Here is a 21,234-nt window from a genome sequence, read left to right on the forward strand (position 1 = left end):
GCTCTCGGGCCCTTCCACCGCTACCGTCGACGACATGCAGAGTCCGCCCGAGCTCACCGTGAGACCCCGGCAGGACCACGATCTCGAGCGGATGGTGAGCTGGATCGCAGATGCCGACGCGTTGCTCCTCTTCTCAGGCGCTCGCCTGTCGTGGCCTCTCACCGTCGCGCAGCTGCGGGCTGTGACGGAGGCCAACGCGCTTGCGGCCTACGTCGTCGTGGACGCTGAAGGGCATCTCGTCGGACACTTCGACCTCCGCGTCGAGGGCGCCGTCACCTGGCTGGGCAGGGTGATCGTCGATCCGGCGCGACGCGGCCGCGGCCTGGCGCGCCACCTGGTCGATCTCGCGGCCGCGGAAGCGGGTCGTCTCACCCCAGAGCGCCTGCGGTTGCACGTGATCTCGACGAACCTCGTCGCCATCCGCGTGTACGTCCGCGCGGGCTTCGTGGCGCAATCGTCCGATGCCGGGCGACCGGGCGTCGTCGTCATGGAGCGCGTCCTCGCCGGGCGTCCCGCGGAGCGCGGCTGATGCCGCTCAGCGGAACAAGTCGACGTGATCCTCGGCCCAGGTGCGGAAGCTCCGAGCCGTGCGGCCCGTGATGCGGGTGTACTCGTCCGAGATCGCCGGCGACGTCCCGACCGCCTCCCGCCAGTCCCCGATGATCTGCCTCGCCCACACCTCGGGCACGTACTGCGACAACAGCGCGAACGACTCGGCCTCCGTCTGCTCGATCACCGACACCGATCGCCCGATCACCGAGCCGATCGTCGCCACCTGCTCCCGCAGGGTCAGCCGCTCCGGGCCGGTGAGGATCGGCGTCGCCCCGAGCAGTGCGTCTCCGGTGAGCGCGACGGCGGCCACATCGGCGATGTCGGCCTCATGGACCGGAGCCTGCACCGCATCCGGGTAGGGCAGGGGCACCGCGCTGTCCGACTTCACGCTCCAGCTCCACCGGGCCGCGTTGCTGGCGAAGCCGCCCGGACGCAGGAACGTGTACGCGAGGCCCGACTGCTCGATCGCACGCTCGACGCGCAGGAAACGCGAGCCGTTGAAGTCGTCCTCGGCGCCGGGGAACGTGACCGACGAGGACGACAGCAGCACGACGTGCCGCACGCCCGACTCTGAGAGCTGAGCGACGAGAGCGCCCGGATCCTCGAGGTCGGCGTAGAGGAAGACGCGCTCCACCCCCGCCGATGCCGGGCCGAAGGACGCCGGGTCGTCCAGGTCTGCGGCGAACGTCTCGACCTCGTCCGGCAGCTCGAGCTTCTGCGGGTCGCGACTCGTCGCTCGCACGCGCTCGCCGCCTGTCAGCAGCCGCTCGACGACTGCGCCGCCCACGGCACCGCTCGCTCCCACAACCAGGACCGACATGGTTCCTCCTTCATCTTCACGCGTTCTAGACGAACACTGTTCGCGAACAATGTTCGTCTAGAACATCGATCGTGTCAACCCGGTAGGGTGGGCTCATGTCCGCGACCTCCGAACCCGTGTCGCGCCGGGATCGTCCTGCGAAGGCCCCGCTCTCGCGGCAGTCGATCCTCGCGGCCGCCAAGGAGCTGATCCGCGCCCGCGGTGTGGACGGCGTCTCGCTCCGGCAGGTGGCCGACGCCGTGCAGACCGGACCGGCGTCGCTGTACGCCTACTTCGCCAATCGCGATGTGCTGCTCGAGCACGTCCTGGACGACGCCTACGCCGAGGTCGTGCTCGTCGACCCGAGCGAGGGCGGCTGGCAGCGGGCGTTGACCGACACGGTCGTCAACACGATCGAGACGCTCCAGTCGTACCCGGGTCTCGGCGCGGTGGCGCTGGTCACGATCCCGACCCGTCCCGGAGCCCTGCGCCTCGCCGAGCACGAGCTCACGCTCCTTCATCTCGGCGGCATCGAGGAGCGGACGGCGGCACTCGGGATCGACCTCCTCGCCCAGTTCGCGGCGGCGACCGCGATCGAGCGGACGGCCGCCGACCACGGGACCGCGGAGCGGGAGCGGGCCAGGACGATCTACGGCAGTGCGGACGCCGCGACGTATCCACGGGTCGCCGGGCTTGCGGCGGCCCTGACGGGTCCGGACGAGCATGCGCGCCGGGACTTCGGCATCCGGGTCATCCTCGACGGGCTCGCCCGAGCGACGACCGCGTCCGCGTCCGGCGGCCTATGAGGAACGGATGGCGACCGACGAGGGCCCCGGCGCAACGGCAACATCTCCTTCCATGACGTCGTCCTCGCGGCGGTCCCGGCGACATGGTCGTGCTCATCGGTCTGGCGCGTTCGAGCACGCCGCGTGATCCCGGCGCCAGGGAGACGGAGTCCCCGGCGGTGTCCGCGCCTCCGCCTACACTCGCGGTATGGCCGGTCGTCGTGACACCCTGACCTCGCCCCGTGACCACGCACCCGATATCCCGCCGATCCTCGAAGACCGGGCCCGCCTGTCCTCGCGCATGCAGGTCGACGGCGCGCGGATCGTGCTGACGGGTGCGGACGTGGATGCCGCGCACAGCGACATCTCCGAGTCCCGCATGGCCGCATCCTCGCTCGGGCGGCTCGACCTGACGGGTGCGACCCTCGTCGACGTGGCGGTCGATGGGCTCGGCGCCGTCGAGGTCGTGGCCCGTGAGAGTCGGTGGCGCAACGTCGTCGTCGACGGCGGTCGCATCGGAACGCTCGACGCCCTGCGGGCCGAATGGGACGGCGTGACCCTGCGGGGCCTGCGGATCGACTACCTGTCGTTGCCCTCCGCGGATGTCTCCGACCTGCTGATCGTCGACTGCGTCATCGGAACGCTCGATGTGCCGCAGGCCGCCCTGACCCGCGTCCGGTTCGAGGGGTCCCGGGCCGACGAGGTCGAGACCCGGAGCCTGCGTGCGCGGGACGTCGACCTGCGCGGCCTCGAGGCGCTCGCGTTCACCGACGTGCGGGGCCTCGCCGGAGCCACGATCAGCGAGCGCCAGGCCGAGCAGCACGCCGTCGCGCTCGCGCAGGCGCTGGGCATCGTCGCTCGCGACTGACGAGCCCTGCGGCGGGGAGCAGCCGCATCTCCGTCGCAGGGCGGGGGCGGTCGCCGTCGTCATGGCGTGGACCGCCGGCCATGCCGCGATCGCGAAGCGGCGGCAGCAGCTCGCCGAGTCCATCGCGGGCGAGACCACGGACCAGGCCGGCACCGGCTGACGCCGCCCGGCCTCGAGCGGGTACTCGCCTCAGACCCGCTCGCACAGGATCGCCCCGACCGGCCGCCGGCCGCGTTCCGTGCGCAGATGCGTCTCGACGGTCGCGAACCCCGCCGACTCGACGACGCCCGTCAGCTCCGCGGTCGGCCAGCGGTAGGCGCGTACGACCGCGTGATCGAAGGACTCGACGCGCTCGCCGTGGAAGTGGCCGAGCAACAGCAGCCCGCTCGGTCGCAGGACGCGCGCGAACTCGGCGAGCGGCGCGGCGATCTGCGCGGGGGCGTGATGGATCGTCGAGAACCACGACAGGATGCCGCCGAGTGCACCGTCGGCGTCGCTCAGCGCCTCGATGCTCTCGAGGTCGAACCGCGTCCCCGCATATCGCGCTCGCGCGTGGGCGACGAACTCCGCCACCGCATCGACGCCGCGGACGTCGGCGCCGCGGCCACAGAGGTGATGCGTCCAGTGCCCCGGGCCGCAGCCCGCGTCGAGGAGCCGCCCGGGCGCGTTCGCCGCCCAGGTCTCGACGAGCTGGCGGTCGCTCGGATGCACCGCGTCCATCGATCCGAGAGCCTCGGCGTACTCGGCGGCGCGGTCCGCGTAGGCGGTGGTCACATCCGTCACGCGGGCAAGGCTAGCGAGACCCGATGACACGCCGCCGCGGGCGGAGGGCTAGCGTGGACCCGAGACCGCTGCGTTGCGGGGGAATCGCTCATCGGCCGGAAGGGTGCCGGTCGATGGCTCGGAAGCGGGAAGCGACGAGCTTCCCGCCCGTTCTGATGGGGGAACGAGTGACGACGAACAGTGGCACGGACACGGCGGTCACGGACGAGGACCGTCCCTGGAGCCTGCCGGCTGATCAGGTGCAGCGCGGGCTCGGCACGCGCGCGGAGGGGCTGACGGCCGCCGAGGCGGACGAGAGGCGGGGCCGCTTCGGCGCGAACGTCCTGCCCGAGCCGGCGCGCAAGCCCGCGATCCTCCGCTTCCTCTCCCACTTCGACGACACGCTCGTCTACATCCTCCTGGGCGCGGCCGCGATCAAGGCGGTCATGGGCGACTGGCTCGACTTCTGGGTCATCGTGTCGGTCGCGATCATCAACGCTGTCATCGGGTTCGTCCAGGAGGGACGCGCCGAGAAGGCGCTCGCCGGCATCCAGGGCATGCTCTCGAGCGAGGCGCGCGTGCGGCGGGACGGTGAGTGGCGCATGATCCCCGCCGCCGATCTCGTGCCCGGTGACGTGGTGCAGCTCGCGCCCGGCGACAAGGTGCCCGCCGACCTGCGGCTCACGCACGCGACGCAGCTGCGGGTGGACGAGTCGGCACTGACCGGCGAGTCGGTTCCCGCCGCCAAGTCGACCGACCCGGTCCCGCCCGAGGCCGGCGTCGGAGACCGGACCTCGATGCTGTTCTCCGGCACGATCGTCTCGTCCGGCCAGGGGATCGGCGTCGTCACCGCCACCGGTGCCGCGACCCAGATCGGCAGGATCCAGACCCTCGTGGGCGAAGCGGGCGCGCTCGACACCCCGCTCACCCAGCAGCTCGCCGCCTTCGGCAAGGTCCTGACCCTCGTCATCCTCGGCATGGCCGCGGTCATGCTCGCCATCGGCCGGTTCCTGCACGGGATGCCGTTCGCCGACCTCATCTCGGCAACGATCGGCTTCGCGGTCGCGGCGATCCCCGAAGGGCTGCCGGCGCTCGTGACGATCACCCTCGCGATCGGCGTGCAGCAGATGGCGCGACGCAATGCCATCACGCGCAAGCTCCCCGCCGTGGAGACCCTCGGCTCGGTCACCTCGGTGTGCTCCGACAAGACCGGCACGCTCACCAAGAACGAGATGACGGTGCGCCGGATGGTCACTCCGGCCGCCGCGTACGAGGTCGAGGGGCTCGGGTACGACCCCGCCGGTCGTATCGTGCACGCGGGGACCGAGACGGATGCCGCGGGCCCCGATCTCGACGCGTTGCTGGCCGTCGCGGCCCGATGCAACGAGTCCCATCTGACCCGTGACGGCGAACGGTGGCACCTCGTGGGAGAGCCCACCGAGGGCGCCCTGCGTGTTGCGGCGCTCAAGGGCGGTGTCGACGACTCCGACGCGTCCAGGCTCGCGACGCTGCCCTTCGACTCGGCGCACAAGTTCATGGCCACGCTCCATCCCGACGACGACGGCTCTCGCGTCCTCCTGGTCAAAGGCGCCCCGGACCGCCTCCTCGAGCGGGCGACGGCGCAGCGCGGCGTCGCCGGCACGGAGCCGCTGGACCGCGGTCGCTGGGAGGCGGCGGTCGACGAGCTCAGCGGCGAGGGCCTCCGCGTGCTCGCCGCCGCACGCCGCCGGGTCGATGCCGGGAGGGACGAGCTCGACGTCGACGACATCCGTGACCTGGAGTTCCTGGGGCTCTGGGGGATCGTCGATCCGCCTCGGCCCGAGGCCGTCGAGGCGATCGCCGACTGCCACACGGCAGGGATCCACGTGAAGATGATCACGGGCGACCATGCCGGCACCGCCGTCGCCATCGCCCGCGAGATGGGGATCATCGCGGACGAGCCGCGCGTGCTCACCGGCGCAGAGCTCGAGGCCATGAGCCAGGAGCAGCTGACCGCCGTTGTCCAGGACGTCGACGTGTACGCGCGCACGAGTCCGGAGCACAAGATCCGGATCGTGCGTGCCCTGCAGGCTCGGAACGAGGTCGTCGCGATGACGGGCGACGGTGTCAACGACGCCCCCGCCCTGACGCGCGCGAACGTCGGCATCGCGATGGGCATCAAGGGGACCGAGGCCACGAAGGAGGCGGCCGAGATCGTCCTGGCGGACGACAACTTCGCCACGATCCGCTCCGCCATCCGCGAGGGGCGCCGGATCTACGACAACCTGCGCAAGTCGGTCGTCTTCCTCCTCCCGACCAACGGGGCGCAGTCGCTCGTGATCCTCGTGGCCGTCGTGTTCGGCCTGGCCTTGCCGCTCACGCCCGTGCAGGTGCTGTGGGTCAACATGATCACGGCGGTCACGCTGTCGCTGGCGCTCGCCTACGAGCCCGCCGAGCGGGGGATCATGCGCCGCGCCCCTCGCCCGCCGGGCGGCTCGATTATCTCCGGTCGGGAGCTGGGCTTCGTGCTCATCGTCTCGGTGCTCATCGGCGGTGCGACCCTCGCCGTGTTCTACGCCGCGATCGCCCAAGGGGCGTCGCTCGAGACCGCGCGGACGGACGCCGTGCTCATGCTCGCCCTGGGTCAGCTCGCGTTCCTGTTCAACTGCCGTGTGCTCTCGCGCTCCAGCCTCACGCTCGACGCCCTCCGCGGGAACCCCGTCATCTGGTGGTCCGCGCTTGCTCTCGTGGTGCTGCAGGCCTTCTACACCTACGTGCCCTTCATGAACGACCTGTTCGGCTCGGCGCCGATCGCGGCATCCTCGTGGCTGCTGATGATCGCCTGCGCGGTGGCGCTCTTCCTGGTCATCGAGGTGCTGAAGGCGCTCTGGCGCCGACTCGAGCGGACGGGGGCCTGACCGCATCCGCCGAGCCGGGACGTCAGTGCGGGAGGAGCGAGAGGACGAAGGTCCACACGCAGATGAAGCCCAGCATCCCGAGGCTGTAGAGGATCGACGCGCGCAGGATCTCGCTCTCGCGCCCCGAGAGCCCCACGGCGCCCGCGGCGATCGCGATCGACTGCGGGGAGATGACCTTCCCGGTGTTGCCGCCCGCCGTGTTCGCGGCGACGAGCAGCGCCGGGTCGACTCCCAGACCGTGGGCGGTGGCGACCTGAAGCGGAGCGAACAGGGTGTTGTTGTTGACGACCGAGCCGGTGAGGAAGACGCCGATCCAGCCGATGATCGGGGCGAGCAGGGGGAACAGCGGCCCCACGGCGGTGAGAGCCGTGCCCATCGACGCCGACCCGCCCGAGTAGTTCGCGATGTTCGCGAGGACCAGGATCAGCGTGATGAGCGCGAGCGCCGCGGCGAGATCCCTCACGGTGCCGCGCAGCTCCCGCCACAGGATCCCGGCCGTCAGCGCGCGCGTCGTGAAGAACGACGCGAACACCGCGAGCAGGATCGCCGTCCCGGTGGCGTTGATCGGGGTGAGGCTCCACGCGGCGGTCACGGGGGTCCCCGATGCGCCGACGATCGCGTTCGTGACGCTCGGGATCGGCACCGTGAGGACGGTGGCCGCCAGCGGCCCGTCCGCGGCGAAGAGCCCCTTGAACACGGGGAGGCTCCAGATCAGGATGAACGCGGTCAGGATGTAGAACGGGCTCCACGCGGCGATCGTCTCCCGGAGCGACGGGCGCTCGATCGCGGGCACCGGCGCTCCCGCCTCGCGATAGACGCGCTTCGGCTGCCAGACGCGGCCGAGCACGAACAGCGCCGCCATCGCCCCGAGTCCTGACCCGAGGTCGACGAGCTCCGGACCGAGGAACCACAGCACACCCGCCTGGATGCCGCTGAACACGATCGTCACGGTCACGGTCGCCGGCCACGTCTCGCGCAGTCCTCGCCACCCGTCGAGGATCACGACGAGGAGGAACGGGATGAGCAGCGTCAGCGGCTGCAGCAGCAGCACCATCGCGCGGGAGAGCTCGATGACGTCGATCCCCGTGACCTGCGCCCCCACGAGCACCGGGATGCCGATGGCCCCGTAGGCCCCGGCGCCCGCATTGGCCACGAGCGAGATCATGGCCGCCTTCACCGGCCGGAACCCGAGCTGCACCAGCAGGGCGGCGCAGATCGCGATCGGCACGCCGAACCCGGCCGCACCCTCCAGGAACGCGCCGAACGCGAACGTGATCAGCAGCACCTGGATGCGTTGATCCGGCGACACGACGCTGATCGAGGACCGGATCACGTCGAAGCGCCCGCTCGCGACCGCCGTGCGGTACAGCCACACCGCCATCACGATGATGTATGCGATCGGCCAGAGCGCGGTGAGGACGCCGAGGAGCCCGGCGCCCGCGACGGAGGGGAGCGGCATCCCGAAACCCCACAGGGCCAAGGCGATCTGGACCGCCAGGGCGATGAGGGCGGCGATGATCCCCTTGAGCCGGAAGACCACGAGGCACGCCAGGAACACGAGGATCGGCAGCGCCGCGGTCAGCGCCGACAACCAGAGGGATCCCAGCGGGTCGGTGCTCTGCTGCCACATCAGACGGCTCCTTCCTGTCGTCCCGGCGCACGGCGCCGGTCTCGCAGCATCCCCCACGCGATGAGCGCGGCCGTGATCACGACGCAGATCGCGCCGAACCACGCGGATCCGATCTCGACGATGAGTGGCACGCTGAAGGCCGTGAGCAGGCCCCCGCCGAGCAGCGGCTCGTACGTGAGCTGCTTGTAGCCGTAGGCGCGCGCCGTGGTCGTCTCGCGCGCCGGGTCGGCCATGTCGGCGAGCACGAATCCCGTCGCGACGTTCCCCTGCGACTGCCCGTAGTCCGCGATGGCGTGCTCGAACCAGTCGGTGCGGTGGATGCGGGGACCGAGCCAGAGCATCCCCACCACGCTCCAGGCGAACGCGATGGCGGTGAGGATCGCGAGGCTCGGGATGTTGGCGCCGAGCGCGGCGAGCGACATCGTGCCGATCGCGGAGGCGATGAGGATGTCGAGCGAGAGCCCCGTGATGTCGTTGACCGTTCGCCGCTCGACCAGCTCCTCCCGGTGCGTCGCGGTGAGGACCAGCTGCACGAGGAAGCCGCCGATGACCGTGAACGGGAAGAGCGGGAAGCTGTCGAAGACGTCGGACCCGAACACGTGCGCGACCGAGCGCAGCAGCTCGAGGATGAGCAGGCCCACCGCCACGGCCAGCGCGATCGCGCCGAAGCTGCGGCTGACGGAGCCGAGCCCGACATCCTTCTCCCGCGTGTCGCCGCTGTTGGGCGCGATGTCGCGCAGGTCGATCGCGACGCTCGTGACCGGGCGCGTCCGCGCGACGTCGATGCGGGGGTTGCGGATGCCGTAGTTCACCAGCAGCGACCCGCCTACGACGCCCGTGATCATGCTGATCGTCGCGAGTCCCAGCCCGATGTCGATGACCTCGGGCGCTCCCGCGTCGTCGAGGAGGGCGCCCATTCCGGCGATCGTGCCGTGACCGCCGGCGAACGAGAGCTCCAGGATCGAGCCCGCCGCATCCGGGAGCCCGAACAACGGGGTGAGCACGAACGCGACCGCGAGCGCGCCGAGGGCGAACTGGCCGAACGAGAAGACGCTGCCGAGAATGACGTGCGGTGCGGACTCGCGCCAGATCGTGCGCACCGACGGCAGGCTCTTGCCGATCATGATGCCGGCGAAGACGACGTTGATCATGAGGCCCGGAAGGCGCGCGAGCACCTCCATGACGGGCGCCGGGAGCAGGCTCCACGATCCCGTCAGCGCCCCCAGCGCCTGCGGCCCGAGCAGCAGGATGAGGAAGCCCGCGATGACGCTCGCGGGGATGTACAGCTTCTCGAGGATCCGCACGTACCGCCGGACCGCGATCGCGAGGATCAGCGTGATCCCGAGGAACACGAAGGCGAGAGCGATCCATTGTGCGTCCGTGTAGTCCCCCGCCATGAGGCCAGTGTGGCGCATGTACGCATGCGGTGCGAGGGTTGTCGCCGGAAATACCCCGTCACCGACCGGCCGCGGTGCCCGGGGTTCCGGTAGCCTCGCCCGAGGGAGGGTGCGATGGCACAGTTCACGAGGGGTTTCGGGGGACGTCGCCGCGAGTCGAACCCGGAGTTGCCGCCCGGTCAGTACCTCACGAATGACTTCCCGGTGCTCTCGGCAGGACCGACGCCCCGCGTGACGCGGGACGAGTGGCGGTTCACCGTCCGCACGGAGACGGGGCTCGACCGGTCGTGGACCTGGGACGAGTTCACGGCCCTGCCGATCGAGGACGTGCACACCGACATCCACTGCGTGACGCGGTGGTCCAAGCTCAGAACCCACTGGCGCGGCGTCTCCGTCGACACGCTGCTGGACGGCATCGACAGCGCCGCGGTCTCGGCGATGGCGCACTCCTACGGCGGCTACACGACCAACGTTCCGCTCGCCGATCTCCTCGGCGGCAAGGCCTGGGTCGCGTTCGAGTTCGAGGGGGCGCCGCTCGCACCCGAGCACGGCGGTCCCGCCCGGCTGCTCGTCCCGCACCTGTACTTCTGGAAGAGCGCGAAGTGGGTGCAGGGCCTCGTCCTCCAGGTGCGCGACGACCCCGGGTTCTGGGAGCAGAACGGCTACAACATGCACGGCGACCCGTGGCTCGAGGAGCGCTACTGGTGACGGGCACGCCGTGGCTGCCTGCGCACGTCGTCGATGTCCGGGACCTCACGCCGCGGTCGCGGTCGATCGTGCTGGAGGTCCCCGGCTGGCCGGGAAGCCTCCCGGGTCAGCACCTCGACGTGCGGCTGACCGCGGAGGACGGCTATCGGGCCGAGCGCTCGTACTCGATCGCCGGGTTCGGTCCGGGTGAGCGGGTCGAGCTCGCCGTGGACGAGGTGGTCGACGGCGAGGTGTCGCCGTACCTCGTGCGCGACATCCGCCCCGGTGACTTCCTGGAGGTCAAGGGCCCGCTGGGCATGTACTTCGTCTGGCGGGATGCCGACCCCTCGCCCGTGCAGCTGATCGCCGGCGGCTCGGGCGTCGTGCCGCTGCTCTCGATCGCTCGGGCGCGCGCCGTCGCGGGGACCGACCAGCCGTTCCGGCTGCTCTGCTCGGTGCGTTCGCCCGAGGACGCCATGTATCGGGACGAGATCGAGGGGCTCGAGGCCGCCGGCGTCGAGGTCGAGTGGATCTACACCCGCCGCGCGCCGGCACGCTCCGCGCGCGGCGCGGGACGCGTACGGCCCGGTGAGCTCGCGACGCTGACGTGGCCCCCGGAGCGGCACCCGCTCGTGTTCGTGTGCGGGCCGACATCCTTCGTGGAGTACGTCGCCGACGTGCTGGTGGATGCCGGCCACCCGGCTCTGCGCATCCGCACCGAGCGCTTCGGCTGATTCGGCGAGCCTGCCCGAGGCGGATGCGGCCGGGCGCGGCGGCGAGCCTGCTCAGCTGACGTGCGTCACGCTCGCGAGGATCACGAAGCCCGCCGCTATGGCCCATCCGAGAGCGAGGGACCCGACTCCGCACCACGCCAGCGCTTGATAGAAGCGGGGCCACCACGCGGTGTCGACGGCCTGCAGCGACGCGTAGACGACGGAGATGACGATTGCGACGATGAGCACGGCGACCCAGATCACGGGGATGGTCACGAGGGCTGCCACGGTGGGGAACACGATCACGAGCCAGTACAGGTCGGTGTCCGCCCCGTTGCGCAGCAGTGCGAGCGCCCCGCCGCCGATCACGATCGCGGCGATGTTGATGATCGTCAGGGCGAGTGTGAGGGCATAGCGGCGCGTGCGAACCGCTGTCACCTCGACATCGGGGTGGGCGTGCGTGCGGTGGAGCGCGAAGGCCGCGTCCGAGCCCGCCTCGTCGAAGCGGCGCGCGGGCCGTCGTTCCTCCCAGTCGCCGGCCGAGCAGCGCGTGATGATCCCGGGACCCCGGTCGGTGTGCGGTGCGGCGAGCATGCACACAGTCTGGCAGCGTCGAACGCGCGTGACCCAGACCGCTGACCCCCGGGATGCGCCATAGTGGCGGTGTGACGGCATCCCTGCTCGGGTTCCTCGCTCTCGCGGCGGCGGTGGTCGCGATGCCCGGTGCGGACACGATCCTGGTGCTGCGCACGAGTCTGCGAGCCGGCGCCCGGACGGCCCTCGTCACGGCTCTCGGGGTCGTGTGCGGTCCCGTGGTCTGGGGCGCGCTGGCCGGCCTCGGCGTCGCCCTCGTGCTCTCGCGCTTGCCCGTCGTGTATGCCGTCGTCGCGCTGGCCGGGGCGGGGTACCTCGCCTATCTCGCGATGGGAGGCCTGCGCGCGGCGCGGCGGGCCTGGCGTGCACGGGCGGACCCCACGCCGTCACCGACGATCACCGGCGCCGCGCCCACTGCGCGCGGCGCCTTTCTCACCGGGCTCCTGACGAACCTCCTCAACCCGAAGATCGGGGTGTTCTACCTCGCGGTCATGCCGGGACTGTTCAGCCCCGGCGCCGTGACCGTCTGGCTCGGCGCCGCGCTGGGCGCGATCCACGGCGTCCTCGGACTCGTCTACCTGTCCGCGGTCGCGCTGTTCGCCGACCGGATGCGGCGCTTCCTCACGCGTCCGGCGGCGAACGCCGTCGTCGAGCTCGCGTGCGGGGTGGTCCTGCTGCTCTTCGCCGTGGCGGTGGTGGCGGAGACGTTCTTCGGGTGAGGCCTCGGAGCGCTGCCGGCTCTCCTCCCGGGACGGGGGTCTCGGTTCGATGTCGGTGGTTGGTGGGAGTGTGGGTGCAGGTCGGGGACGGTGGTTTCCGGCTCCTCCTTCCGGTTCGTCGAGTGCCCGCGGCGGATCGGGGCGGCGAGCGCGTTCCTCGCGCCGTCGGGGTGTGGTGACGCAGAGGGAAGGGGCACGCGCGATGGCGCGGAGCGCAGGAGTCGGTTTCACCGACGGGCAGTGGGCGGAGCTGGCGTCGCTCGTGCGTGAGTTGGAGTCGGCGCAGGCGGTGATCTGTGCGGGTGAGGCGGCGCGTGCGCGGGCGCTGGCGCGTGCGGGGGATCTCGTCGATCGCCTGACCGCGGGCGAGCCGGTCGCCGTCGTGGCGCAGGACATCGCGCTTCGAGGTGTGGCGGCGGAGGTCGCGGGGGTGTTGCGGGTGACGGATCGGTGGGCGCAGCGTCAGGTCGTGGAGGCGGGGGATCTGGTGGCGTCGTACCCGGATGTGGTGGCGGCGTGGGAAGCGGGCAGGATCACCCGGGGGCACGTGGCGGTGATCACCGAGCTGGGTGCTCCCCTGCCTGCGGCGGCACGGCTCGTGTTCGCGGAGGCTGCGGTGGGGGTGTGCGAGGCGGAGACGCCCAATCGTGCCCGGGGGCGGTTGGCGGTGGTGGCGGAGCGGTTGCATCCGCGGTCCTTCGCGGAACGTCACGCGCAGGCTCGTGAGACCCGGTGTGTGCGGGTGGCGGATGTGGGGGAGGGGATGGCGGAGCTCATCGCGACGCTCCCGTCGTTGTTGGCGCATGCGGTGTACGACCGGTTGACGGCGCAGGGTCGGGCGGTCGACGACGCCCGCACCCGGGCCCGGGCCCGCAGAGCCCAGCGCTCGGATGAGCGTGCGGGCCAGCATGGAGGCGAGGCGAGCGGAGGGGGTGCGGGCGACGGTTCTCCGAACGGGTTCTACGAGAGCCTGGTCCCGACGGATGTGGTCGCGTCGGACGAGCGGGGGATGGATCAGATCCGGGCGGACATCCTCACCGACATGCTCTTGACCGGTGACCCGTACGCGGATCCCACCCGCGAAGGAGACGGACCGGGCGTGCTGGGCGCGATCCGCGCGAGAGTGCAGGTCACAGTCCCTGCGCTCACCGCCCTTGCCACCGACGACGGCCCGGCGGATCTGACCGGCCATGCACCGATCGACCCGGTCACGGCACGGAGACTGCTCGGCACGACCGCGCACCCGTTGGAGCGGTTGCTCACCCACCCGGTGACGGGGTCGGTGGTGGAGGTCGACACGTACCAACGCCCCGCGTCTTTGGACAGGTTCCTGCGCGCCAGAGACCAGCACTGCCGGTTCCCCGGGTGCCGCCTTGCCGCGATCCGCTGCGAACTCGACCACACCCGGGACTGGGCCAAAGGGGGGAAGACGCACCGGGGCAACCTCGCCCACCTGTGCCAGCGCCACCACTCCATGAAACAGTTCACCCCCTGGCACGTCACCCAGCACGAGGGTGGGACCCTGCACTGGACCTCCCCCTCCGGACGCGTGTACACCGATGTCCCCGCACCCCCCGTCACCTTCATCCCCGACGATCAAGAAGCGCCGCCCGGGGCGAGCCGTACCGCCACCGGCCGGGATGGACCTCCGCCCTTCTGAGGCGGTGCGCCGGTGACAGACACGCACCGAGAGAAGAAGTCACCCCCGTGCCGCTCATCCTCCTGACGGGCCTATCGGTCGTCGCGCTGTGGTCCGTGGTCGCTCACCGTCTCGAACGCTGGGGCATCGCGGCGACGAGGCGTTCGCCTCGCTCGAGGTCATGGTGTTCACGGTGCTCGGCAGCATCCCGCTGCACGGCATCATCGCTCCGGCGGCTCTTCGGCGGAGAGCCGCTCGATCCGCAGGATGACGCGATCGCCGGCGCGCCGCTGCACGCGACGCACGAACCGCTCCACACCGAGGATCGCTCCGTACTGCCAGCCGTACTTCGCCCGCAACGCGCGGCCCGCCGCCGGATGCTCGTCGGCGGCGCCGAGGATCCGGCCGGTCGCCATCACGACAGGGCCCTCCGGTGCGGGCTTCCCGGCCCGCCCGCACGGCTGCAGCAGCACCCGTGGGTCGCGTCGCAGACGCTTGACCTTCCCGGTCTCGCGCTCCGAGGTCACGACGAGCGCGTCGCCGTCGGGCGCGATCCAGACCGGCACCGACACGAGCTCACCGGTCTTGCGGTAGGTGCCGAGCAGCACGAACGGCGCCGCGCCGATAGCCGCCCAGTCAGCCTCGCTCGGCGCACGCGCCGCATCCTGTGTCATCCCCGGTCACCGCTCCCGCGGGAGCGGCTCCTCGTCGGCTTCGAGCTCCTCGTCGGGGTCGACCGACGAGTCGTCCGCCTCGCTCGCCTCGACAGCCGCGGCAGCCTGCGCCTCCGACTCGGCGACCGCTGCCTCTTCTTCGCGCTGCTCGCGCCGTCTCTCACCGAACACGGTCTCCCTCTCCGCTCACCTGTGCGCCCACAGTACGACCCATCGGGTCCGGCGTGCAGCCCCTTGCGTGCGGGGTCAGTGCGCGCGACCCGTGAAGTGGTCCATCGAGGAGTAGACGTGGAAGACCCGGCCGGCCACCGCATCCCACGCACGGGTCGGCAGTGCTCCCCGCAGCGCCATCGCCAGCTTCACCGTCCACGGACGCAGGACGAGCGGCGTGCCGCGCAGCATCCCGCGCCAGGCTGCATGCGTCGCCTGCCTCGGGGTCAGGATCGGCGTCAGCAGCGGGCCTCGCGCGCCCGCGAACATGCCGGTCGACACGTAGCTCGGGCAGAACGTCGTGACGGAGATGTGCCGGTGGCCTGCGCGCGCCAGCTCGAGTCGGAGAGACTCGCTCCAGCCGATCATGGCCCACTTCGACGCCGCGTACACGCTCATGTTCGGGTTCGCGAGCGTCCCTGCGGCCGAGGCGATGTTCAGGATGCGCTTGGCGCGGTCGCGGTCCGCGATCAGCTCCGGGAGGAACTCGCGGGTCAGCCACATCGCGGCGAGCGTGTTGATCCGGATCGTCGCCTCGATGTCGCGCTCCGGGTCGTGCTCCCAGAAGGGCGCACCGCGGACGACGCCCGCATTGTTGACGAGGATGTCGGGGACCCCCAGCTCGGCGCGCAGCGTCTGCGCGGCCGCGCCGATGTCGTCCCGCTGCGACACGTCGACCCGGTAGCCGCGCACATCCACGCCCGACGCCGACAGGTCCCGGGCGAGGGCTACGACCGCCGGCGCGTCGATGTCCCACAGGGCGACCGAGCGCGCGCCCCCCGCGACCGCTCGCCGTGCGTACAGCTCGCCCATCCCGCGCGCGCCGCCCGTGATGAGCACCCTCGCCCCGCGCACGACGTCCTCGCCCATGACGGTCTCCTCTCGCCCTCAGCCGCCTCGCCCGCGCCTCACCGGTGAGGCGGCCTCGGCGAGCTCCTCCTCGAGGTTCTCCTGCAGCCATTCGCACCAGAGCGACACCGCGCGCCACCGCTGCGCGATCGCCTCTGCCGCGTCCGGCTGCCACATCCAATCCGCCGCCTCCTCGCTCCGGCCCACGGCGAGCCGCTTGAGCCGCAGGAGATGGATGCGGGGATGAGCGGCGGTGAAGCCGCGCGGCGCCGTCTTCAGCTCGTCGTCGCGCATGGGCTCGAAGCCGAGCTCGCGCAGCTCGTCGAGCGTGGCCTCCAGGTCGCCCCAGGTGCGTGCATCGTCCGCGATCTGGCGGAAACGCGCGAGCGCTGGCGTCGGAACCTGGTACACCCCGCCGCCCGTGAGCAGCCCCTCGTCCGAGAACTGCACGTAGTGCGCGATCGGTGCCCGAGTCACCATGCCGATGTGCAGCTTGTACGGTGTCTTGTCGGCGCTGAACCGCACATCGCGATAGGGGCGGAAGATCTTGACCGGCCCGAACTCGGGCTCGAGCGCCGCGCCGAGCGCCTCGAACGGACCGCGCACGTGCTCGTCGTACCGGTCCCGGTTCGCCGCCCACCACCGCTTCGAGTTGTCGCCGGCGAGCTCGGCGTAGAAGGCGACGGCATCCGGGTGCAGCCCAGCGAAGTCCACGCTGCGATCGTACGCGGGCGCCGCGTCGGATGGGGATGCGCCGCCGTCGCGAGTCTCGGCATCGGCCGATCGTCTCGGATGGACACTCGTCACCGGATGGCTGATCGTCGTCGGATCAGGCCACGTGGCGCAGGCAGGCCGAAAGCCGCGGCAACCTGCCTGATCTCGCGACATGGCCTGATGCGGTGTGGGCGCCGGGCGCCGGGGTGCCTCAGGCGTGGAGAGTGTATCCGGCCTCGTCGATCGCCCCCGCCACGGCAGCCGCATCCAGCGGTCGCTCGCTGTGCACCCGCACGCGCGATGTCCCGCCGGCGACGAGCTCGACCTCGACCGCGTCGACGCCCGGCAGCGCGCGCAGCTCGGTCGTCACCGCACGGATGCAGTGGTCGCAGGTCATTCCGTCGACCGGAAGGTCGGTCACGACAGTCGCCGCGTCCACCGCGGGAGAGGTCGTCACGGCTCCGTGGGAGCCGTGACATGCGCAGCCCGCGGAGACCGCGACATCCGGTCGTCCGAGCTCGATCCGTTGTTCAGCCATGGCGACATCATACCCCCGAGGGGTATCAGGAGGGAGTCGTGTGCAGCGCGTGCGCAGGCGCGCACGACCTAGACTGGGGGCATCCTTCCCGTCACTCAGGAAACCGCTGTGTCCGCTGCTCCCGCCGCCCGCGCCTTCGAGGTGCGCCATGTGCAGCTCGCGCGCGCCTTCTTCGCGGCTATCGCAGCCGTCATGGTGACGTTCTCGTCGGATCACTCGGCCGCGGTGGGCCTGTCGGTGTTCAGCGGGTTCGCGATCGCGAGCGGGCTCGTGCTGCTGCTCGCCGCCTGGCTGGTCTATCCCGCCGGCAGCCGGGCACTGCCCGTCCTGCTCGGCGTGCTCTCCGCCGCCGCCGGCATGATCGGCGGCCTGCCTCCGCTGCGCTCCACCGTGATGTTCTTCGTGCTCGTGATCGTGTGGGCACTCGTCACGGGGCTCTTCGAGGGCATCGCGGGCTTCCGGGCGTTCCGGCGCGCCCCCGTGCACTCCGTCGCCCGCGGCGTCGCCCGCGACGGACTCACTGTCGGTGTGTTCGGGGTGCTGCTCGCTCTCGGCACGCTGCTCGTCTCGCCCCAATATGCGCTCGAGTACTACATCGAGGACGCCCACCAGAGCTTCACCCTCACCGGCATCACGATCGCGGTCGGTCTGTTCGGTGGATACGCGGCGATCGTCGCGGTCTACCTGGCGATCGCCGGGTTCTCGCCGCGTCGGGACCCGGCGCCGATCGAGGACGGCCACGCATGACCCCAGAACCCACCCGGCGCGCGCTCATGCGCCCGATCCAGCTGCTCGGTCTCGCCTTCGTGGCGGCGCTGTTCGCCGGTGTCGTCACGCTCGTCTCGATGGGCTTCTTCCAAGCCCACCCCGCCGATGAGATCCAGCGAGCCCTCGTGCTCGCGCTCGTGGTCGCGGGCATCACGTTCATCGTGACGCTGCTCGTGATCGCCCTCCTCGTGCTCGTCGTCGATCCCGCCGACGTGACGCGGACGATCGATCGCCCCCTGCTGCTCCCGCCGGATGACGCGGGGACCCCTCGCGGCGCGGGCGAGACCGGCGATGCCGATGCCGACGGCGCGTCCGGCCCGTCGGATCGAGCCTGAGCCTGAGCGCGGGTCGCCGACGCGGCTGAGACCGGCTCAGCGCCGCGGCGGGCGGGGCACGTATCGCGGCACGTAGCGCCAGAACCCCAAGGCGCCGAACAACCCGAGGATGCCGATGACGGCCGTCGCGGCCGGCAGACTCCAGAGGGCGGTCGCCCCCGCGACCAGCAGGGGTGCGGCTGCGCCACCCGCATCCGTCAGCGTGCGCCACGAGCCGAGGAACGGCGCCGGATCGGCGGGCGGGGCGAGGTCCGCGCCGAGCGTCATGAGGATGCCGCTGGACAGGCCGTTGCCGATCCCGATGACGGTCGCCGCCGCGACGAACCAGCCGAAGCGGGCGTCGAGGTCGTGCGTGAACGCCAGACCCAGGAAGGCGGCGCTCATGAGCAGCATCGACGGCAGCGACGCCCAGAGGCGACCCCAGCGATCCATGATCTGACCGGATGCGTAGAACAGCGTGAACTCGAGCGCGCCGGTGAGCCCGATGACCAGCGCGATGGTCTGGGCGTCCAGCCCGAGCGAGACGCCCCACAGCGGCAGCAGGTAGATGCGGGCCTGACGGATTCCGGAGAGGGATGCCGCCGCGAGGCCGAGCCGCGCCAGCACGGCGCGGTGGCGCCACAGCGAACGGAAGACGCCCACGCGTTCGGCCGCGGGGATCGAGCCGGTGGTCGACTCGCCGGAGTCATCGGCCAGGTCGTCCGCGATCCGCGGGCCGGTGGGCACCGGCGTGAGCCCTTCGGCCGCGATCTGCTCCTCCGGGTCCGTGCCGAACGCGACGAGCAGCACGAGGACGGCCAGGCACGCGGCGAAGAACCAGGCCGCAGCCAGCGGCGACGCGAAGAGCGCGAGCAGGCCGGCGGCCGCGAAGGGGCCGGTGAACATGCCGAGGCGGTAGGCGCCGCCGAGCATCGACAGCGCCCGGGCGCGGTATCCGAGCGGCACGCGCATCGTCATGAACGCGTGGCGGGCCAGCCCGAAGGCCGATGAGCACAGCCCGACCACGAACACGGCGGCGCACAGCATCGCGATCGAGGAGGCGAAGATCGTCGCGCCCACGCCGATGAGCGCGAGAAGGCCTGCGGCGCCCATCGTCCAGCGCTCGCCGATGCGGGCCACCGCCCACCCGGCGGGCAGGTTGCCGATCAGCCGCGCGACGACGATGACGGAGGCGACGAGCGCGGCCTCCGACACATCGGCGCCGAGGCCGGCGGCGATGACCGGCAGAAGCGGCAGAAGTGCTCCTTCGCCGAGGCCGAACAGCAGCGTCGGTCCGTAGATCATGGGCGCGAAGCGCCACAGCATCCGGCGGGTTCCCGGGTCGAGGGAGTCGCTCACCCGTCGTCACTGTCCCGAAGGGGCGTGTCCGCGACGCCGGGGTGTGCCCCTCGGCGCAGACGCATCCGCTCGGGGCGGATCACACGACCCGGTCCGCGATGTCCGTGCGGTGCTGCCCGCCCTCGAGCGTGATCTCCCCCACCGCCCGGTACGCCCGCTCGCGCGCCTCGCGGAAGCTCGAGCCCCGTGCGACGACGTTGAGCACCCGGCCCCCGGTCGCCTCGATCGCGCCGTCGCGCTCCGCCGTGGCGGCGTGCGCCAGGTGCACGCCCTCGACCGCCGCAGCCGCGTCCAGCCCTCCGAGGGGGCGTCCCGCGATGGGGGCCTGCGGGTAGCCCTCGCTGGCCAGCACGACCGTGACGGCGACGGTGTCGGCGAACCTCGGACGCGGCGCATCCTCGAGGGTGCCGGTGGCCGCGGCCAGCAGCAGCTCCGAGAGGGGGTCGACGAGCCGCGGCAGCACGACCTGGGTCTCGGGGTCGCCGAAACGGGCGTTGAACTCGATGACCTTGACGCCCTGCTCGGTCACGATGAGCCCGGCGTAGAGCAATCCGATGAAGGGGGTGCCCTCGGCATCCAGCTGTCGGATGACCGGCTCCGCGACCTCGCGCGTGACGAGGTCCACGAACGCCGTCTCGCTGCCGAACCGCTCGTCGAGCCACGGCAGCGGCGAGTACGCGCCCATGCCGCCGGTGTTGGGACCGGCGTCCCCGTCGCCGAGCCGCTTGTAGTCCTGCGCCGGGCTCAGGGGGCGCACGGTGTCGCCGTCGCTGAGGAAGAACAGCGACACCTCGGGGCCGGCGAGGAACTCCTCAACGAGCACGGGCCCGGTCGGCAGGTACGTCTCGGCGTGCGCGAGGGCGGCGTCACGGTCGGTCGTGACGATCACGCCCTTGCCCGCGGCGAGGCCGTCGGCCTTCACGACGTGCGGCGCCCCGAGCTCGTCGAGGGCCGCCTCGACCTCGGCTCGGCTGTGCGCGTGCACCGCCCGCCCGGTCGGCACGCCCGCCGCGTCCATGACGCGCTTCGCGAACGCCTTGGAGCCCTCGAGCTGCGCGGCCGCCTTGCCCGGTCCGAACACTGGGATGGCGCGCTCGCGGAGCGCATCGGCGACGCCGGCCACGAGCGGCGCCTCCGGCCCGATGATCACGAGGTCGATCGAGCCGGAGATGGCGTAGTCGGCGACCGCGACCGGATCGTCGGGGTCGATCTCGAGCAGCGTCGCGTCGCGCCCGATGCCGGCGTTGCCGGGTGCGGCGAACACCTCGTGGTGCGCCGCTTCGTCGCGGAGGGCGAGGATGATGGCGTGCTCGCGCGCGCCCGAGCCGAGGACCAGGATTCTCACCCCGCCAGCCTATCCGCGCGTACCGTGGAGGCCATGGCGCGTGGGATCTCGACCGAGGACGGACGCGGCGCCCTCGCGGCGCTGGCGGAGCGGAGGGACGCCGGTGGACTCCCGGCCCGCGCGGATCGTGCCACCGCCGTGCGCTACCTGCTGCAGCTGCTGGCCGAGAAGGCGCCCGGACACACGGTCGAGGTGAGGGTGCCGCCCTTCGGGGCCGTGCAGGTCATCGAGGGACCGCGGCACACCCGCGGCACGCCGCCGAACGTCGTCGAGCTGGACCCCGAGACCTGGATCGCGCTCGCGACCGGTGCGGAGTCGTGGGGGGATGCCGCGGCCACCGGCCGTATCCACGCCTCCGGCACGCGCGCCGACCTCGCCGCCCTCCTGCCGCTTCGTTACTGACCCGGTATGGGTCGTTCCC

Annotated in this window: 23 protein-coding genes; 11 read left to right on the plus strand and 12 right to left on the minus strand. The window is 71.7% G+C overall.

Annotated features, from left to right (window positions below; translation table 11 throughout):
• Nucleotides 1–34 precede the first annotated feature (34 nt).
• Complete coding sequence (locus tag QE381_RS11195; protein WP_307218196.1) at nt 35–529, plus strand: GNAT family N-acetyltransferase; 495 nt, start codon at nt 35–37, stop codon at nt 527–529.
• Between the two features lie 6 nt (nt 530–535).
• Here the strand turns inward: QE381_RS11195 and QE381_RS11200 are convergent, their stop codons facing one another.
• Nucleotides 536–1,372, minus strand: a complete 837-nt coding sequence (locus QE381_RS11200; RefSeq protein ID WP_307218198.1) for an SDR family oxidoreductase — start codon at nt 1,370–1,372, stop codon at nt 536–538.
• A gap of 95 nt (nt 1,373–1,467) precedes the next feature.
• Here QE381_RS11200 and QE381_RS11205 point away from each other — a divergent pair, with 95 nt between their 5' ends.
• Together QE381_RS11205 and QE381_RS11210 are read left to right on the plus strand one after the other, a co-directional pair.
• A complete protein-coding gene (locus QE381_RS11205) occupies nt 1,468–2,157 on the plus strand; it encodes a TetR/AcrR family transcriptional regulator (RefSeq protein WP_307218200.1) in 690 nt (229 codons plus the stop codon).
• Nucleotides 2,158–2,344: 187 nt separating this feature from the next.
• Complete coding sequence (locus QE381_RS11210) at nt 2,345–3,004, plus strand: hypothetical protein (RefSeq protein WP_307218202.1); 660 nt, start codon at nt 2,345–2,347, stop codon at nt 3,002–3,004.
• Nucleotides 3,005–3,193: 189 nt separating this feature from the next.
• Here the strand turns inward: QE381_RS11210 and QE381_RS11215 are convergent, their stop codons facing one another.
• Complete coding sequence (locus QE381_RS11215; protein ID WP_307218204.1) at nt 3,194–3,787, minus strand: class I SAM-dependent methyltransferase; 594 nt, start codon at nt 3,785–3,787, stop codon at nt 3,194–3,196.
• 155 nt (nt 3,788–3,942) lie between these two features.
• Here QE381_RS11215 and QE381_RS11220 point away from each other — a divergent pair, with 155 nt between their 5' ends.
• Complete coding sequence (locus QE381_RS11220) at nt 3,943–6,663, plus strand: cation-translocating P-type ATPase (protein ID WP_373426988.1); 2,721 nt, start codon at nt 3,943–3,945, stop codon at nt 6,661–6,663.
• Nucleotides 6,664–6,685: 22 nt separating this feature from the next.
• Here QE381_RS11220 and QE381_RS11225 read toward each other — a convergent pair whose 3' ends face one another.
• Nucleotides 6,686–8,293 (minus strand): L-lactate permease, encoded by a 1,608-nt coding sequence (locus QE381_RS11225; protein WP_307218208.1) that lies wholly within the window; start codon nt 8,291–8,293, stop codon nt 6,686–6,688.
• A complete protein-coding gene (locus QE381_RS11230; protein ID WP_307218209.1) occupies nt 8,293–9,690 on the minus strand; it encodes a sodium/glutamate symporter in 1,398 nt (465 codons plus the stop codon). The genes QE381_RS11225 and QE381_RS11230 overlap by 1 nt, the downstream gene beginning before the upstream one ends.
• Before the next feature lie 114 nt (nt 9,691–9,804).
• Between QE381_RS11230 and QE381_RS11235 the strand changes: the two genes are divergently transcribed.
• Both QE381_RS11235 and QE381_RS11240 read left to right on the plus strand, forming a co-directional pair.
• On the plus strand, nt 9,805–10,398 hold the full coding sequence (locus QE381_RS11235) for a sulfite oxidase-like oxidoreductase (protein WP_307218212.1): 594 nt from the start codon (nt 9,805–9,807) through the stop codon (nt 10,396–10,398).
• Nucleotides 10,395–11,111: an FAD-binding oxidoreductase gene (locus QE381_RS11240; protein ID WP_307218214.1), complete on the plus strand. Its 717-nt coding sequence runs from the start codon at nt 10,395–10,397 to the stop codon at nt 11,109–11,111. Before QE381_RS11235 ends, QE381_RS11240 begins: the two co-directional genes overlap by 4 nt.
• Before the next feature lie 51 nt (nt 11,112–11,162).
• On the opposite strand, the gene QE381_RS11245 is transcribed toward QE381_RS11240, so the two are convergent.
• Nucleotides 11,163–11,684 (minus strand): hypothetical protein, encoded by a 522-nt coding sequence (locus QE381_RS11245; protein WP_307218216.1) that lies wholly within the window; start codon nt 11,682–11,684, stop codon nt 11,163–11,165.
• A 71-nt stretch (nt 11,685–11,755) separates the two neighbouring features.
• Between QE381_RS11245 and QE381_RS11250 the strand changes: the two genes are divergently transcribed.
• Nucleotides 11,756–12,403, plus strand: a complete 648-nt coding sequence (locus tag QE381_RS11250) for a LysE family translocator (RefSeq protein WP_307218218.1) — start codon at nt 11,756–11,758, stop codon at nt 12,401–12,403.
• Between the two features lie 202 nt (nt 12,404–12,605).
• Nucleotides 12,606–14,063 (plus strand): HNH endonuclease signature motif containing protein, encoded by a 1,458-nt coding sequence (locus QE381_RS11255; protein WP_307218220.1) that lies wholly within the window; start codon nt 12,606–12,608, stop codon nt 14,061–14,063.
• Between the two features lie 200 nt (nt 14,064–14,263).
• On the opposite strand, the gene QE381_RS11260 is transcribed toward QE381_RS11255, so the two are convergent.
• The 5 genes from QE381_RS11260 to QE381_RS11280 all read right to left on the minus strand — a co-directional run bounded on the left by QE381_RS11260 (nt 14,264) and on the right by QE381_RS11280 (nt 17,027).
• Complete coding sequence (locus tag QE381_RS11260; protein WP_307218221.1) at nt 14,264–14,716, minus strand: PPOX class F420-dependent oxidoreductase; 453 nt, start codon at nt 14,714–14,716, stop codon at nt 14,264–14,266.
• A gap of 6 nt (nt 14,717–14,722) precedes the next feature.
• Nucleotides 14,723–14,887: a hypothetical protein gene (locus tag QE381_RS11265; RefSeq protein WP_307218223.1), complete on the minus strand. Its 165-nt coding sequence runs from the start codon at nt 14,885–14,887 to the stop codon at nt 14,723–14,725.
• A 75-nt stretch (nt 14,888–14,962) separates the two neighbouring features.
• Nucleotides 14,963–15,796 carry an SDR family NAD(P)-dependent oxidoreductase gene (locus tag QE381_RS11270; RefSeq protein WP_307218225.1) on the minus strand — a complete coding sequence of 278 codons (834 nt, stop codon included), beginning with the start codon at nt 15,794–15,796 and terminating at the stop codon, nt 14,963–14,965.
• A gap of 18 nt (nt 15,797–15,814) precedes the next feature.
• Nucleotides 15,815–16,489 (minus strand): DUF2461 domain-containing protein, encoded by a 675-nt coding sequence (locus QE381_RS11275; protein WP_307218226.1) that lies wholly within the window; start codon nt 16,487–16,489, stop codon nt 15,815–15,817.
• A gap of 211 nt (nt 16,490–16,700) precedes the next feature.
• Nucleotides 16,701–17,027, minus strand: a complete 327-nt coding sequence (locus QE381_RS11280) for a heavy-metal-associated domain-containing protein (RefSeq protein ID WP_307218228.1) — start codon at nt 17,025–17,027, stop codon at nt 16,701–16,703.
• Between the two features lie 108 nt (nt 17,028–17,135).
• Between QE381_RS11280 and QE381_RS11285 the strand changes: the two genes are divergently transcribed.
• Nucleotides 17,136–17,774 carry an acyl-CoA synthetase gene (locus QE381_RS11285; protein WP_307218230.1) on the plus strand — a complete coding sequence of 213 codons (639 nt, stop codon included), beginning with the start codon at nt 17,136–17,138 and terminating at the stop codon, nt 17,772–17,774.
• Nucleotides 17,771–18,130 carry an amino acid transporter gene (locus QE381_RS11290; RefSeq protein ID WP_307218232.1) on the plus strand — a complete coding sequence of 120 codons (360 nt, stop codon included), beginning with the start codon at nt 17,771–17,773 and terminating at the stop codon, nt 18,128–18,130. Before QE381_RS11285 ends, QE381_RS11290 begins: the two co-directional genes overlap by 4 nt.
• 36 nt (nt 18,131–18,166) lie before the next feature.
• Here QE381_RS11290 and QE381_RS11295 read toward each other — a convergent pair whose 3' ends face one another.
• Nucleotides 18,167–19,468: an MFS transporter gene (locus tag QE381_RS11295; protein ID WP_307218234.1), complete on the minus strand. Its 1,302-nt coding sequence runs from the start codon at nt 19,466–19,468 to the stop codon at nt 18,167–18,169.
• A gap of 79 nt (nt 19,469–19,547) precedes the next feature.
• Nucleotides 19,548–20,813 (minus strand): phosphoribosylamine--glycine ligase, encoded by a 1,266-nt coding sequence (gene purD / locus QE381_RS11300; protein WP_307218236.1) that lies wholly within the window; start codon nt 20,811–20,813, stop codon nt 19,548–19,550.
• Between the two features lie 33 nt (nt 20,814–20,846).
• On the opposite strand from purD, the gene QE381_RS11305 reads away from it, so the two are divergent.
• The gene (locus tag QE381_RS11305) at nt 20,847–21,215 is read left to right on the plus strand and encodes a sterol carrier family protein (protein ID WP_307218237.1); all 369 of its coding nucleotides are present in this window, start codon (nt 20,847–20,849) and stop codon (nt 21,213–21,215) included.
• Nucleotides 21,216–21,234 lie beyond the last annotated feature (19 nt).

The organism is Microbacterium sp. SORGH_AS_0888, from assembly GCF_030818905.1.
Lineage (GTDB): Bacteria > Actinomycetota > Actinomycetes > Actinomycetales > Microbacteriaceae > Microbacterium.

Bases quoted from the DNA above. Each gene is read 5' to 3' on its own strand.
- QE381_RS11195 (WP_307218196.1), top strand. From the start codon at position 35: ATGCAGAGTCCGCCCGAGCTCACCGTGAGACCCCGGCAGGACCACGAT.
- QE381_RS11200 (WP_307218198.1), bottom strand. From the start codon at position 1,372: ATGTCGGTCCTGGTTGTGGGAGCGAGCGGTGCCGTGGGCGGCGCAGTC.
- QE381_RS11205 (WP_307218200.1), top strand. From the start codon at position 1,468: ATGTCCGCGACCTCCGAACCCGTGTCGCGCCGGGATCGTCCTGCGAAG.
- QE381_RS11210 (WP_307218202.1), top strand. From the start codon at position 2,345: ATGGCCGGTCGTCGTGACACCCTGACCTCGCCCCGTGACCACGCACCC.
- QE381_RS11220 (WP_373426988.1), top strand. From the start codon at position 3,943: ATGGGGGAACGAGTGACGACGAACAGTGGCACGGACACGGCGGTCACG.
- QE381_RS11225 (WP_307218208.1), bottom strand. From the start codon at position 8,293: ATGTGGCAGCAGAGCACCGACCCGCTGGGATCCCTCTGGTTGTCGGCG.
- QE381_RS11230 (WP_307218209.1), bottom strand. From the start codon at position 9,690: ATGGCGGGGGACTACACGGACGCACAATGGATCGCTCTCGCCTTCGTG.
- QE381_RS11235 (WP_307218212.1), top strand. From the start codon at position 9,805: ATGGCACAGTTCACGAGGGGTTTCGGGGGACGTCGCCGCGAGTCGAAC.
- QE381_RS11245 (WP_307218216.1), bottom strand. From the start codon at position 11,684: ATGCTCGCCGCACCGCACACCGACCGGGGTCCCGGGATCATCACGCGC.
- QE381_RS11255 (WP_307218220.1), top strand. From the start codon at position 12,606: ATGGCGCGGAGCGCAGGAGTCGGTTTCACCGACGGGCAGTGGGCGGAG.
- QE381_RS11260 (WP_307218221.1), bottom strand. From the start codon at position 14,716: ATGACACAGGATGCGGCGCGTGCGCCGAGCGAGGCTGACTGGGCGGCT.
- QE381_RS11270 (WP_307218225.1), bottom strand. From the start codon at position 15,796: ATGGGCGAGGACGTCGTGCGCGGGGCGAGGGTGCTCATCACGGGCGGC.
- QE381_RS11280 (WP_307218228.1), bottom strand. From the start codon at position 17,027: ATGGCTGAACAACGGATCGAGCTCGGACGACCGGATGTCGCGGTCTCC.
- QE381_RS11290 (WP_307218232.1), top strand. From the start codon at position 17,771: ATGACCCCAGAACCCACCCGGCGCGCGCTCATGCGCCCGATCCAGCTG.
- QE381_RS11305 (WP_307218237.1), top strand. From the start codon at position 20,847: ATGGCGCGTGGGATCTCGACCGAGGACGGACGCGGCGCCCTCGCGGCG.